Annotated in this window: 12 protein-coding genes; 5 read left to right on the forward strand and 7 right to left on the reverse strand. The window is 63.8% G+C overall.

All coding sequences use genetic code 11. The features are described from left to right. Positions 1-24 precede the first annotated feature (24 nt). The 5 genes from K3163_RS10195 to K3163_RS10215 all read right to left on the reverse strand — a co-directional run bounded on the left by K3163_RS10195 (position 25) and on the right by K3163_RS10215 (position 4,462). Positions 25-699 carry a nitroreductase gene (locus K3163_RS10195; protein WP_221554143.1) on the reverse strand — a complete coding sequence of 225 codons (675 nt, stop codon included), beginning with the start codon at positions 697-699 and terminating at the stop codon, positions 25-27. Positions 700-702: 3 nt separating this feature from the next. Further along, complete coding sequence (locus K3163_RS10200; protein WP_221554144.1) at positions 703-1,191, reverse strand: hypothetical protein; 489 nt, start codon at positions 1,189-1,191, stop codon at positions 703-705. A gap of 14 nt (positions 1,192-1,205) precedes the next feature. After that, entirely contained in the window at positions 1,206-3,032 is a 1,827-nt protein-coding gene (cobT, locus tag K3163_RS10205) for a cobaltochelatase subunit CobT (RefSeq protein WP_221554145.1), read from the reverse strand. 9 nt (positions 3,033-3,041) lie between these two features. Next, positions 3,042-3,701, reverse strand: a complete 660-nt coding sequence (gene fsa, locus K3163_RS10210; protein WP_221554146.1) for a fructose-6-phosphate aldolase — start codon at positions 3,699-3,701, stop codon at positions 3,042-3,044. A gap of 65 nt (positions 3,702-3,766) precedes the next feature. Continuing rightward, positions 3,767-4,462, reverse strand: a complete 696-nt coding sequence (locus K3163_RS10215) for a DUF4197 domain-containing protein (protein WP_221554147.1) — start codon at positions 4,460-4,462, stop codon at positions 3,767-3,769. 65 nt (positions 4,463-4,527) lie between these two features. Between K3163_RS10215 and K3163_RS10220 the strand changes: the two genes are divergently transcribed. Together K3163_RS10220 and K3163_RS10225 are read left to right on the forward strand one after the other, a co-directional pair. After that, positions 4,528-6,693 (forward strand): primosomal protein N', encoded by a 2,166-nt coding sequence (locus K3163_RS10220; RefSeq protein WP_221554148.1) that lies wholly within the window; start codon positions 4,528-4,530, stop codon positions 6,691-6,693. A 33-nt stretch (positions 6,694-6,726) separates the two neighbouring features. After that, positions 6,727-8,283 (forward strand): cryptochrome/photolyase family protein, encoded by a 1,557-nt coding sequence (locus K3163_RS10225; RefSeq protein ID WP_221554149.1) that lies wholly within the window; start codon positions 6,727-6,729, stop codon positions 8,281-8,283. Positions 8,284-9,113: 830 nt separating this feature from the next. Here the strand turns inward: K3163_RS10225 and K3163_RS10230 are convergent. Then, complete coding sequence (locus K3163_RS10230) at positions 9,114-10,160, reverse strand: bifunctional transcriptional activator/DNA repair enzyme AdaA (RefSeq protein WP_221554150.1); 1,047 nt, start codon at positions 10,158-10,160, stop codon at positions 9,114-9,116. 108 nt (positions 10,161-10,268) lie between these two features. Here K3163_RS10230 and K3163_RS10235 point away from each other — a divergent pair, with 108 nt between their 5' ends. Next, on the forward strand, positions 10,269-11,834 hold the full coding sequence (locus K3163_RS10235; protein ID WP_221554151.1) for a S1 family peptidase: 1,566 nt from the start codon (positions 10,269-10,271) through the stop codon (positions 11,832-11,834). Between the two features lie 33 nt (positions 11,835-11,867). Further along, on the forward strand, positions 11,868-12,389 hold the full coding sequence (locus tag K3163_RS10240; RefSeq protein ID WP_247712695.1) for a hypothetical protein: 522 nt from the start codon (positions 11,868-11,870) through the stop codon (positions 12,387-12,389). A gap of 10 nt (positions 12,390-12,399) precedes the next feature. Here the strand turns inward: K3163_RS10240 and K3163_RS10245 are convergent, their stop codons facing one another. Then, positions 12,400-13,227 carry a TauD/TfdA dioxygenase family protein gene (locus K3163_RS10245; RefSeq protein ID WP_221554153.1) on the reverse strand — a complete coding sequence of 276 codons (828 nt, stop codon included), beginning with the start codon at positions 13,225-13,227 and terminating at the stop codon, positions 12,400-12,402. A gap of 201 nt (positions 13,228-13,428) precedes the next feature. Here K3163_RS10245 and K3163_RS10250 point away from each other — a divergent pair, with 201 nt between their 5' ends. Then, positions 13,429-13,983, forward strand: coding sequence for a F0F1 ATP synthase subunit delta (locus K3163_RS10250; protein WP_221427998.1), 555 nt, complete (start codon positions 13,429-13,431; stop codon positions 13,981-13,983). Positions 13,984-13,993 lie beyond the last annotated feature (10 nt).

Consider the following 13,993-nt stretch of genomic DNA (forward strand, 5'->3'; position numbering starts at 1 on the left):
GCAGGCCATTAGGTGGCGGCGGACCTACTGCCAACCCTCCCAGCGCACGGATTCGTCCAGCCCTGCGCGTTTCACATCGAACTGGTTCACCGGCGCATCCGGATCGCGGTAGCCGATGGCCATGCCGCAGAAGAAGATGTGGTCATCGGGAATGTCGACCATTTCGCGCACCTGCGGGCTGTAGGCGGCCCAGGCTTCCTGTGCGCAGCTATCGAGACCTTCTTCGCGCAGCAGCAGCATGATGGTCTGCAGCCACATGCCGATATCGCTCCACTGCGGCGGGCCCATGTATTTCGGCGTGTGGACCAGCATCAGCACCGGCGCCCCGAAGGCGCGGAAGTTCTGCGCGAACCACATCAGGCGCTTGGCCTTGTCCTCACGCGTGATGCCGAGCGAGGCATACATGTCCTCGCCCACGCCGAAGCGGCGCTCCTCGTAAACCCCGTCGAGGCCCTTGGGATAGATATCGTACTCAGGCTTGAGCGCCGCGCGGCCCTTGGGAAATTCCTGCGCCACCCGGTCGAACAGCGCCTGCATCGGATCGCCGGTGAGGATGACGGCATTCCACGGCTGGACATTGCCGCCCGAAGGCGAACGCTGCGCCTTTTCGAGCACGCGGGTGAGGATCTCGCGGTCGACCGGCTGATCGGTGAAGGCGCGGACGGAGCGGCGGGACTGGACGGCTTCTGTGGGGGTCATTTTCTAGTCTTCAACATCGGAGTTTTCCCTCAACCACTGCTCTTCAGCTTCCATTTCAGCCTCCCATTCGGCGATGGCTGCTTGCCTCAGGCTCGCCAGAGTTTCGCCTTCCGAAGGTCGAAGATAAGGTTCGGGTCGAACTACACCCGGCGCACATTTCTTTGCTTTTTCCGGCTCGGCCAACCGGAGAATGTTGTATTCCCCGAGAGTGTTTTCTCGAAGAAACCAAGTAAGGGTTTTATCGACATAACGGGAGTGAAGTACGGCAAGCGCTGAAATTTCTGGGTCATTCATCCGGCCGTCAATCACTCGTGCCACTTCCAAGTCCACGAACCACGGCCAGCTTATGACTATATAGTTGGGATCATTCGGAAATGGCGTAGGAAATTGGCCGATTGCCTTCGCTCGGACCTTCAAATCATAGCAATCTGTTTCGTTGACGCTCGTTGGTGTGGTCGCACATCCGCTCAAGGCCGCGATTACAATAGCCAAGAGCGCTGTCCGCATCACCCCTCCACCTCGAACAATCCTGCAAGCTGCTCGATAATCGTGCCGCCGAGCTGTTCGACATCCATGATGGTCACCGAGCGCTTGTAGTAGCGGGTCACGTCATGGCCGATGCCGATGGCGGCGAGCTGGACGGGGCTTTGCTTCTCGATCCACTCGATCACCTTGCGCAGGTGCCCTTCGAGATAGCCCGCCTGGTTCACGCTCAACGTGCTGTCGTCGACCGGTGCGCCGTCCGAGATTACCAGCAGGATGCGGCGGTCTTCGGGCCGGGCAAGCAGGCGCGTGTGCGCCCAGAGCAGCGCCTCGCCGTCGATGTTTTCCTTGAGCAGCCCCTCGCGCATCATCAGGCCGAGATTGCGGCGCGCGCGGCGCCATGGCTCGTCGGCTTTCTTGTAGACGATGTGGCGCAAGTCGTTGAGGCGGCCCGGATCTGCGGGGCGACCGTCGGCGAGCCACTTCTCGCGGCTCTGCCCGCCCTTCCATGCGCGGGTGGTGAAGCCGAGAATCTCCGTCTTCACGCCGCAGCGCTCTAGCGTGCGGGCCATGATGTCGGCGCTGATCGCGGCGATGGAGATCGGCCGCCCGCGCATCGAGCCCGAATTGTCGATCAGCAGCGTGACGACCGTGTCCTTGAACTCGGTATCGCGCTCCATCTTGTAGGACAGCGCATGGCCGGGGCTGACGACCACGCGGGTAAGGCGCGCAGCATCCAGCAAGCCCTCTTCCTGGTCGAAATCCCAGCTGCGGTTCTGCTGCGCCATCAGGCGGCGCTGGAGGCGGTTGGCGAGCCGTGTGACGATGCCCTGCAGGCCCGCCAGCTGGCTGTCGAGATAGGCGCGCAGCCGGTCCAGTTCCTCGTGATCGCACAGCTCGGGGGCTTCGATCACCTCGTCGAATTTGTCGGTATAGGCCTTGTAATCGAACTCTTCGGGCAAGTCGGTCCAGGGGCGGTTCGGGCGGACGGGCTGCATGCCCTCGCCGTCCTCGTCCGAAGGATCGCCGTCGGACATTTCCTGCTCGCCCTCGACCTCCTGCTCGGCATCGCCATCGGCCTCGCCATCGACGACTTCGCCGCGAGCATCGCTTTCCTGCGGCTGCGCGTCGCCCTGGTCTTCCTCGTCAGTGTCCTGATCGTCCTCGGGCGTATCGCCTTCCTCGTCCTCGCCGTCTTCCTTGCCCTCGTCCTCGGGCGTATCGGGCAGCGTGAGTTCGAGATGCCGGAGCATGTCGAGCGTCAGGTCCTGGAAAGCGCGCTGGTCGTCGAGCGCACCTGCGAGATCGTCCATGTCGGTGCCGATGCGCGACATGATTTCCTCACGCACCATGTCGACACCGGGCTTGGCGCGGTCGGGAATTTCCTCGCCCGTCAACGCTTCGCGCAGCATGAGCGAGAGCGCGGTCGGGAGCGGCACATCATTGGCGGTTTCCGCACGCCCGATCGGATCGGAGGCGGTGCGAAGCTCGACTGCAGCGTCGAGGTTGCCTTTCATGCCCGAATAATTGTTCGAACCCAGCGCCTCGTATCGCGTGCGTTCGATCGCATCGTAGCAGGCGCGCGCGATCGGTTCGGGCGGCGCGCCCTTAGCGTGCATTGCCTCGTTATGATGACGCAGCTTGAGCGCGAAACTGTCGGCGAAACCGCGCGCTTCGCGGGCCTGGTCCTCGGGCAGGTTGCGCCCGGGCAGCGGAACGCGGAAGTTCTTGCCCGACTGGCTCGGGCTGTCCGCGCTCCACGCGACCTCGACCTCCGGCTCGCGCGCGATGGCGCGCGCCGTACCGGTCAGCGCCTGCTTGAAGAGATCGAGGGGAGTCTGGTCTGCCACGCGGCCTAATTAGGACGTCGGAATGCTTTGGCCAGTCTTTTCCCAGTCCTTGATGAAGCCTTCGAGGCCCTTGTCGGTCAGGACGTGCTTGAAAAGGCCCTTGATGACGGCGGGCGGCATGGTCGCGACATCGGCACCCAGGCGCGCGCTCTGCAGCACGTGGACGGGATTGCGGATCGAAGCGGCGAGGATCTCGGTCTGGAAGTCGTAATTGTTGTAGATCAGGCGGATATCGCCGATCAGTTCCATGCCGTCGAAGCCGTTGTCGTCGTGGCGGCCGATGAAGGGCGAGACGAAGGTCGCGCCGGCCTTGGCGGCGAGCAGTGCCTGGTTGGCCGAGAAGCACAGCGTGACATTCACCATCGTGCCGTCCGAGGTCAGCTTCTTGCAGGTCTTGAGGCCGTCGATCGTGAGCGGGACCTTGATGCAGACATTGTCCGCGATCTTCCGCAGGGTCTCGGCTTCCTTCATCATCGTCTCGTGATCGAGAGCGACGACTTCGGCGCTGACCGGGCCATCGACGAGACCGCAGATTTCCTTGGTCACTTCCATGAAGTCACGGCCCGACTTCGCGATCAGCGACGGATTGGTGGTGACGCCATCGAGCAGGCCGGTGTCGGCCATTTCCTTGATGTCGGCGATGTCGGCGGTGTCGACGAAGAATTTCATGGGATGCGGCTCCGGGGAAGTGCTTTCGATTCCTTCGAAGCCTTAGCGGCCCCGCGAGGGCGCGGCTAGAGGCGCGCGCCGGTTCCGAACACCCCGATGATCAGCGGATCGCGTGTCGCTGCCGGATCGGCACGGATCGCGGCTTCCTCGACACCGATTTCGCGCCAGATCGTGTCGTCGATCCGGCCCGCAACCCGGCCCGAGACCGTGGGGATGTCGACCCCGGTCAGCGCGGCCAATGCCTGTCCCACCAGCGGGTCCTGCGCGACGCGCATGGCGGTGCCGAGCTCGGGCACCATGGCCTCGATCAGCGAGCTGCCCATCGAGCCGCGCAGGAATGCGGTAGCCGCAGTCGGACCTCCGTTCACGAGCTCGATTGCATTACGAATGCCGATCGTCCGGACGGCTTCGGTCACCAGCGGAGCGGCGCGGTCGGCACCTTCATAGGCGATGTCCCCGAAGGCATCGGCCAGGCGGTCCTTGAACAGCGCCGAGGTCAGGATGCTCGACAGCACCCCGCCCCGCGCGCCCAGCAGGCTTTCGAGGCCGACGGTGGCGACCTGTTCGTCCCAGAAACCGTCCGGCTGGAGCATGCGTGCAAAGGCACGCTCGCTCGACAGGAAAAGGATGCGCTGGACGGCATCGGTGAGGCTGAAGCCGGGCAGGCCCGTACAGCCGGGGAGCGCCAGTGCCGCGCCGCCGAGGCCGATGCCGCCTAGGAAGGCCCTACGGCCGGTGGGCTTCGCGAGAATATCGGTCATTACTTGTCTCCTCATCAGGTCCCACCCTTGTTTTGTCGCAGTGTCGCCGCCCATATGGCCGGGCCATGAACCGCGTGCGCTGCCTCGTCCTCAATGCCGCTCTCGGCCCGCTCGACTACAAGGTGCCGGACGGCATGGATGTCGGCCCGGGCTCGGTGGTAGAGTGCCCCTTGGGCCCGCGCACCGTGATCGGGATCGTCTGGGAGGCTGAACGGCTGCCGGGGACGGACGTTCCTGCCGAAAAGCTGCGCAACCTCAGGGGCGTATACCCGATCCCGCCGCTGCCCGAACCGCTTCGGCGCCTGATCGAATGGACCGCCGACTACTATGTCGCCTCGCTCGCCAGCGTAACGCGCATGGCGCTGTCTTCGGGTGGCGCGCTGAAAGGGCCGGCGAGCATTACCGAATATCGCCTGACCGGCGGCATGCCCGAGCGCATGACACCGCAGCGGCTGGCGGCGATGGAGGCGCTGGAAGGCGAGCAGGCGACGATCCGCGAACTGGCGGGCATTGCCGGAGTGTCGGAAGGCGTGCTGCGCGGCCTCGTGAACCAAGGCGTGCTCGAACCGGTCGAGGTCGATTGCGACCGCCCCTATGACGAGGCGCGACCCGATTTCGCGCAAGTCGAGCTGAGCGACCAGCAGCGCGAGGCGGCGGACATCTTCTCCAATGCCGTACGCGAGGCGAAGTTCGCGCCCTTCCTGCTCGACGGGGTGACCGGATCGGGCAAGACCGAAACCTATTTTGAACCCGTCGCAGAGGCGCTTCGCATGGGTAGGCAGGTACTCGTCCTGCTGCCCGAGATCGCGCTGACCGAGAACTTCCTCCACCGCTTCGAAGAACGCTTCGGCGTGCCGCCGGTGCTGTGGCACTCCTCGCTCAAATCGACCGAGCGTCGCCGCGCATGGCGCGCCGTGGCGAGCGGAGAGGCGCAGGTGGTGGTGGGCGCGCGCTCCGCACTGTTCCTGCCCTTCGCCAAGCTTGGCCTGATCGTGGTCGACGAGGCGCACGAGACGAGCTTCAAGCAGGAAGACGGCGTGCGCTACAATGCGCGCGACGTGGCCGTGATGCGCGCGCATTTCGAGGGCTTCCCGATCATCCTCGCCAGCGCCACGCCTGCGCTCGAAAGCCTCCAGATGGCCGAGAGCGGAATCTATTCGAAGGTCGACCTGCCCAGCCGCTTCGGCGGGGCGCAATTGCCCGCTATCGACACGATCGACCTCAAGGAGGAGAAGCCGCCGCACGGCATGTGGCTTGCACAGCGATTGGTCGACGGGATTGCCGAAAGGCTCGAGCGCGGCGAGCAGTCGCTCCTCTTCCTCAATCGCCGCGGCTATGCGCCGCTCACGCTCTGCCGCAATTGCGGCTTCCGCTACCAGTGCCCCAACTGCAGCGCATGGCTGGTCGAGCACCGCTTCACCCGCCGCCTCGCGTGTCACCACTGCGGGCACGAGGCGCCCAGCCCCGCCGCTTGCCAGGAATGCGGCGAGCCCGACTGCCTCGTAGCCTGCGGTCCGGGAGTCGAGCGGATCGCCGACGAAGTGGCCGAGCGCCTGCCCGAAGCACGCGTCTTCGTGGCGACTTCGGACACGCTGAATTCGCCAGGGCGCGCGGCGGAGTTCATCGCTGCGGTCGAGGCGAGGGAAATCGACGTGATCGTCGGGACGCAGCTCGTCACCAAGGGCTTCCACTTTCCCGAACTCACGCTGGTCGGTGTGGTGGACGCCGATCTTGGCCTCGAAGGTGGGGACTTGCGCGCTGGCGAACGAACCTACCAGCAGGTCGCGCAGGTCGCAGGCCGTGCCGGACGCGGCGCGAAACCGGGCGAAGTGCTCATCCAGACACGCCATCCCGAGGCGAGCGTCATCGCCGCACTCGCTGCCGGAGACCGCGACGCCTTCTACACGGCCGAAACCGAGATGCGCCGCGACGCAGGCGCTCCGCCGTTCGGTCGCTGGGCCTCGATCATTGTGTCCAGCGAAGACGAAGCCGAAGCACGCGAGGCCGCCCGCCGGATCGGCGATACGCGCCCCGACGTTGCCGACTGCATGATCCTCGGCCCCGCGCCTGCCCCCATGGCGCAGCTGCGCGGGCGCTATCGCTATAGGCTCCTCATGAATGCCCGGCGCAGCGTGCAATTGCAGGACGTGATCCGCAACTGGCTCGGCCGCATCGACCATCCGCCCGGTGTGCGCGTGGCGGTTGACGTCGACCCCTACAGCTTCGTCTGAGGCACTCTCTGCATCCTCGCGCATTGTCGGGGCATGTCAGGCCCCGTTCTCGTACCCATCCTCGGCGACCAGCTGACCCGCGACCTCGCCTCGATCCGCGGGCGGACGAAGGACGACACCGTCATCCTGATGATGGAGGTCTGGGACGAGGCGACCTACGTCAAACACCACAAGCAGAAGATCGCGCTCATCTTCTCAGCCATGCGCCACTTCGCAGAGGAACTGCGCGATGCCGGGTGGACGGTCGACTACGTGAAACTCGATAGCGAGGGCAATTCGGGAAGCTTCACGGGCGAAGTCGCCCGCGCGATCGAAGAGCACTCGCCGCGGCTGGTCAGCGTTGTCGAGGCGGGCGAGTGGCGCGTGCGCGAGGCGATGGACCAGTGGGCCGACAAGTTCGCCTGCGACGTCGAGATCCTGCGCGACGATCGCTTCATCTCCACGCAGGCCGAGTTCGACGAGTGGGCGGAGGACCGCAAGGAGCTCCGCATGGAGTTCTTCTACCGCGAGATGCGCCGCAAGACCGGCCTCCTCATGGATGGCGACAAGCCCGAAGGCGGCGACTGGAATTACGACAGCGAGAACCGAAAGCCGCCCAAGGAAGGCCTCTCCGCACCCGAGCGCCCGAAGTTCGAGCCCGACGGGATCACGCGAGAGGTGATCGAACTGGTCGAGGCCCGCTTCAGTGACCACTTTGGTTCGCTCGAACGCTTCGAATGGCCCGTAACCCGCGAAGAGGCAGAGGAAGCCGCCGACGCCTTTTTTGCCGAGCGGATCGAATGCTTCGGCCCCTACCAGGACGCGATGGTCGCGGGCGAGGACGATCTGTTCCACTCGATGCTCTCGACCAGCATCAACCTCGGCCTGCTCGACCCGCTGGAGCTCTGCCAGCGCGCGGAGAAGGCATACAAGGACGGCAAGGCGCCGATCAATTCGGCCGAGGGCTTCATTCGCCAGATCATCGGCTGGCGCGAATATGTGCGCGGTTTCTACTTCCACCAGATGCCGCACCTGCAGAAAGCGAATGCGCTCAATGCCCAGCGCGGCCTGCCCGAGTTCTACTGGACCGGCGAGACCGACATGGCCTGCCTTGCAGACTGCATTCGTTCGACCCGCGACAACGCACATGCGCACCACATCCAGCGGCTGATGGTTCTCGGCAATTTCGCTCTGATCGCAGGCATCAATCCGCGCGAAGTGCAGGACTGGTTCCTTGTGGTCTACGCCGATGCCTATGAATGGGTCGAACTGCCCAATGTCGCCGCGATGATCCTCTATGCCGACGGCGGCAAGCTCGCCTCCAAACCCTATGCGGCGTCCGGAAATTACATCAACAAGATGAGCAACTACTGCACGGGCTGCAAATACTCACCGAGCAAGAAAACCGGTGAAGGCGCCTGCCCCTTCAACCCGCTCTACTGGCACTTCATGGACCGCCACCGCGAGCGGCTGGAAAAGAACCCGCGCATCGGGCGGATCTACTCGACCTGGGACCGGATGGGCGAGGAGAAGCAGGCGGAGTATCTGGAGAGCGCGGAGGCGTTTCTCGATACGCTCACGCCGGCTGGCAAAGGCTGGGCACAAGACTAAGAAGGCCCGTGCCGGAAAGCCGGCGCCTACACTCTCGCTTTAAGTCACGACCAATCCTCGGATTTGACCCATGGCTGGCATTGGTCGTGTCGTTTCACATGCCTTTCGACTGCGCGGGCGTCATGGGGATGGCCCAAGGGATAGTTTACGCAGCTGTCCAGTGTGCACGCACGGATAGGATCGCCAATGGTCTGATCGCAAGTGACATTTACAACGTCCGGATATGACGGCCCCATCCAACGAACCTCACCCAATATGGGGTTCCCTTTTTCCTTGGTTCCCGTCTCGCGTATTTGGATCCGCTGTTCTCGATTGCCATCCAATCGCATTTCGAATCGAGCACGCGTGGCCACGCACACACCTTCGTTGGTTCTGCACGATTTCATTCGTGGGCCTGTTGAACTCTTGGCGATGTCATCCGCGGCGCCCACCTCCTCATAATAGAGGATTAGAAGGCCGTGCCCCTTCAAATCTGAGCCATCGCTATTCAACTTGACAACGATATGGGGAAACACTGGCTTGCAAGCGCGATCCGTCTCCAGGCTCGTATCCGCCACGAGCGGAGACGCCGAGAAAAATGCAAATGCGAGCGCTAACTGCTTGTGTCGCAAGCTGGCTATAGTCATCGATGCTCCCCCTACTGCGAACCTGCCTGAATCATGTCCGACGCTGACATTTACTTATGAATCCAAATATTTACTAGGTGATATTTGTGATCCTTTTTGCAAAAGTACTTTTGCACATGGCGTATGGCGCAAACTTGCCGCGTAACATTAGCTGTTACTAGATCGATCAGCGCAAGGCTGCGAAAGTCGTACTTGGAATAGCGCTCAGCCCCGCTCCCGCCGCAACAGCTCGGCCTTGATCTCCGTGCCGTAGGCATACCCGCCCAGCCCGCCGTCGGCTGCGATCACGCGGTGGCAGGGGATGAGGACGGCGATATTGTTGGCGCCATTTGCTCCGCCCACTGCGCGGCTGGCCTTGGGGTTGCCGAGCATCGCGGCCTGCTCCCCATAGCTGCGCGTCTCGCCTGCGGGTATCTGGCGTAGCGCTTCCCAGCAGCGCTGCTGGAAGGCGGTGCCCTTGACGTCGAGCGGGATGTCGGCAGTGGTGGCCGTGTGCGGCGCTTCGACGGCGGCTGTCACCTTCTCGAACAGTGCGCGGAATTCCTCGCCGCCTTCGACCAGATCGGCCTTGGGGAAACGGGCGCGCAGTTCTTCCTCACCTTCGCCGAACGAGAGGCAGCATACGCCCTTCTCGGTCGCGGCCACTAGCATTTTGCCGAGCGTCGTTGCGATCACGGACCAGTGTACCGTGCGGCCCTTGCCGCCATCTTTCCAGTCGCTCGCGCTCATGCCGCTGTCTTTCCTGTCCTCGTAGAAGCGCGATGGCGCGCCGTAGCCTGCTTCGTAGATCGCCTGCGTGACGCTCACGCCCTCGCCCAGTGCCTCGTCCGCGCGTTCACGGCGCAGGGCGCGCTGGTAGGCGGCAGGAGAGAGCCCGACCGCGCGGGTGAAGATGCGCTGGAAATGCGTCGGCGAGTAATCGGTGAGCAGGCCCAGCCGTTCGAGCGAAACCGTCTCCTCCGCCTCGCGCAGCACCTTCAGCGCTGCGAGTACGGCGCCTTCTTCGCGGCTCTGCTGGTCGGGCGCGCAACGCTTGCAGGCGCGCAAGCCCGCCTCTTCGGCCGCCTCGCATGTCGCGTAGAAGCGCACGTTCTCGCGCTTGGGCGCGCGCGCCGGGCAAGATGGGCGGCAGTAGATGCCGGTCGAATGCACACCGGTCACGAAGACACCGTCGAACCGCCGGTCTTTGGCCAGCGCGATGCGCCAGCGATCATCGTCGGTCAGGGGTTTCGTCTCGGTCACGTCGCTCATCCTTCTATCGCTTCCGGCGATCTTGCAAGCATGGCTCTGGCAAAAGCTGAGCAGGGCCGCATCCCGCATCTTGCGGTCAATGTGGACGCGACGCTAAGAGAACGGCGGATGGGACGTCTCCTTGTAAAGATTGCCGCGCTGCTCGCGCTCCTCGCCCCTGCCCTTGCGCATGCGGAACCTGCCGATATCGATGCGGCGGCGCGCGGCGTCGTGCGCGTGGTGATCATCGGGAATGATGATGACGAACTCTTCCCGGTAAGCCACGGCACTGGCTTCGCCGTCACCAGCGACCTGATCGTGACCAATGCCCACGTGGTGCGCGACGCGATGAGTGACAATGACCTGCGCGTCGGCATCGTGCCCAGCGGCGGTGGACAGGCGGTCTATGGCCGTATCGTGTCCGTCAATGCGAGGAACGACCTGGCGCTCGTACGCCTGACCGGCAGCCTGCGCCTGCCCCCGCTGGCCATCGCAGGCCGGCCGATTGCCAACAGCGGCGAAGTAACCAGCGTCGGCTACCCCATGAATGTCGACCGCGCGCAAGGCCTCGATCTTGCCGATATCTTTCGCTCGATGCCGCCGGTGAAAAGCCGCGGCTTCGTTTCCGGCGAGCGTCCCAGCCGCCAGTTCGACACCATCCTCCACACCGCCCCGATCGCGCGCGGCAATTCGGGCGGACCGCTGCTCGACCCCTGCGGCCGCGTGGTGGGCGTGAACAGTTTCGGCGCCGACAACGAGGGCGGCGATGCGGAGTTCTTCTTCGCCGTGTCGAACCGCGAACTGTTGCCCTTCCTGCGCGCGAACGAGGTCGAGCCGGTCATCAACGACACGGTCTGCCGCAGCCTTGCCGATCTCGACGCTGCGGAACGCGAACGGCTCGAGCGCGAGCAGATGGAGGCGCTCCAGAGCCTCGCCCAGCGCGCCGAGGAAACCCGCGAACGCCGCGAGCGCGCCCTCCTGAAGGCCCAGCTGAGCGTTGCCGAGGACCGCGAGGACCGCATGGCGCTTGCCTTCATCCTCGTGCTTTTCGCCTTCGGCCTCGCGCTCTGGGCATGGAGCGAGCAACAGAAGATCGATCCCGAAGGCGAAGACGCCGAACTGCGCCAGAAGAAAATCAAGATCGCTTTCGGAATCGCGGGCTTCCTCGTGATCGTCGGCCTTATCGCTTTCCTTACCCGCCCCGGTCTGGACGAGATCGACCGACGTGTGTCTGCCGAGATGCAGGAAGGTACAGGTGGCAACACCACCGACCCCGAAAACCCGGAAACGGGCGATGCCAACCTCGTTTGCCGCCTCATCCCCGAACGCAGCAAGTTCACCGGTGCCAACCCGCCCGACATCGAATTCGACTGGGCCGAGACGGGCTGCGTCAACGAACGTACGCAGTATGGCTATGCTGCAGGCACATGGTCGCGCGTCTTCGTGCCCAATTCCGAAGACGCGGTATCGGTCAACAGTTTCGACCCGGACCGCAGGATCTTCCGCTCCGAGCGCTATCTCCTGCCGCGCAGCGCGATGAACGAAGCGCGCGAGGCCCGCGGCAAGTACACCGCGCCGGTCTGCGGTGCCGAAGGCGCAGCGGTCCAGCTGGGCGATCTGCAGGGCGAAGTCCTCGGCCAGCTCCCCACCCAGCCCAACGAACGGCTGGTCTATCGCTGCGAGACGCGTGAATAGTTCGTGGAGCAGGCGCTAGTCTTTGCCTCGATAATGCTCGGCGTGGCGATCGCATCCGAGCTTACCAACCTGCATCACCTTCTCCGCGCGAAGCAGGTCATCTGGCACTGGGCGCAGCCGGCCTTTGCGATCTTCGTCCTTCTGAACATTGTCGCATTCTGGTGGGGAGCAGCGAACAACCAGGGTTCGATCAGCTTTGCACGGTTCCTGCCGATCCTCCTGCAGCTGGTGCTGCTCGTGCTGCTGGCGGCGGTATCCCTGCCCGACAAGATACCCGACGACCGGCTCGACCTCGGAGAATACTACCACGAGAACCGGCGGTATCAGTGGATCCTGTTCTCTCTATATTTCTGGTCGATCCATATTGGCTTCGTAGCGCGCACCCTAGCGCTCGACATCTCCGCGCTGGACAAGGTCGCCATGCTCGGTCCGGACACGATCGCCGGGCTCATCGCATTCGGGATGATCTTCGCGCAGCGTTGGCGCTGGATTGCGCTCGGCTTCGCCTTCTTCGCATTGTCGCCGATCGCCTGGGCCGCCCGTACGCTGGGCTAGCCGCCGAGACTCAGGCGGCCAGCGCTTCCCCGCTCAGCGTGATGCGATGCATTTCGCGGGCGTAGCCCTGATAATCGTTCATCGCATAGTGCCAGGTGGTCCGGTTGTCCCAGATCGCCACCGTGCCCGGCTCCCATTCGACGCGGCACTGGTGTTCAAGCTTCATCGCGTGATCGAACAGCTCGCGCAGGAGCGGCAGACTTTCCTCGCGGCTCATGCCCACGAAGTGCATGGTAAAGCCCGGATTGACGTAGAGCAGCTTCTGGCCGGTATGCGGGTGGCGGATGACGACAGGGTGCGTCGCGCCGGTCTTCAGGTCCTGCCCACGCAGTTCCTTGCCCTGGTCGGTCTGCGCGTAGAGACCATCGGGCGCATAGATATGGTCCGCGGTGTGGAATGCCTCCAACCCTTCGATCCGCTCCTTCATCTCGTCTGACAGGCTTTCGTAGGCGGCGCCCATATGCGCCCAGAGCGTGTCGCCGCCCTTGGGTGGTAGCGTGCGCGCGACGAGGATGGAGCCCATCGCCGGGACCTGGTCATAGGAGTGATCGGTGTGCCACCCGCCGCCGATATTGGTGGTCTGGTCCTCGCTCTTCCGGACCACCGCGATTTCAGGGTGTTCGTCGGTCAGCGGGAAATAATTGTTGATGTCGATCCCGCCCCAGCGCTTCGCGAAGGCGATATGATCGTCGGGCGAGAATTCCTGGTCGCGGAAGATCGCCACGCCGTGCCGATATATAAGGTCGCGCACCTCATCGAGATCCGCTCCATCGAGCCCCGCCAACGAAACATCGCTAATCTCGACCCCGCAATGCGATGCCATCGGTGTCGTCTTCATCAGGTCTCTCCCGGTCCCGGCTTGGGCCTACTGATTTACCCCACGAAGCGCTCATCTCCAAATTTATCCCGCGTGAGTCGGGTTGCCTTGCCGCACCCCCTTTGCTAGGCGCGCGCCAATCTTGCCGGAGCGACTCATTTTCGCCTCCAACATGGCAGGAAACGACAGACCTTTTTTCCGACCCTTAGAGGACGAGAACGCGTGGAAATTTCCGCCGGTATCAAGGCCAGCCTTGCTGGACGTTACGCTTCGGCCCTGTTCGATCTGGCCAGCGAGGCCGGGACCGTGACTGCGGTCGAATCGGACCTCGACAAGCTTGAAGCAGGGCTCGCCGAATCGGCAGAGCTCAAAATGCTCACCACCAATCCGCGCGTGACGCGTTCGCAGGCCGAAAAGGCGCTGTGGGGCGTTTCGGCCATCATGGGCCTGTCGGACCTCACTCAGAAATTCCTCGGCACGCTGGCGCAGAACCGCCGCCTGCGCGACCTGTCCGGCATCATCCGCGCCTTCCGCGCGATCGCCGCGGCACAGCGCGGTGAAGTCGCTGCAGAAGTCACGAGCGCCCACGCGCTGACCGACGCGCAGCTTGCCGATCTCAAGACCAAGCTGACCGCGCGCGAAGGCCGCACTGTCAAACTTTCCACGAAGGTCGACCCCGAGCTCCTCGGCGGCCTCGTCGTCACCATCGGATCGAAGCGCATTGATGGCTCGATCCGCACCCGTCTCAATTCGCTCTCCCAGGCCATGAAGGCTTAAAGGAACACAT

Source organism: Qipengyuania xiapuensis (assembly GCF_019711395.1).
Classification (GTDB): Bacteria; Pseudomonadota; Alphaproteobacteria; order Sphingomonadales; family Sphingomonadaceae; genus Qipengyuania; species Qipengyuania xiapuensis.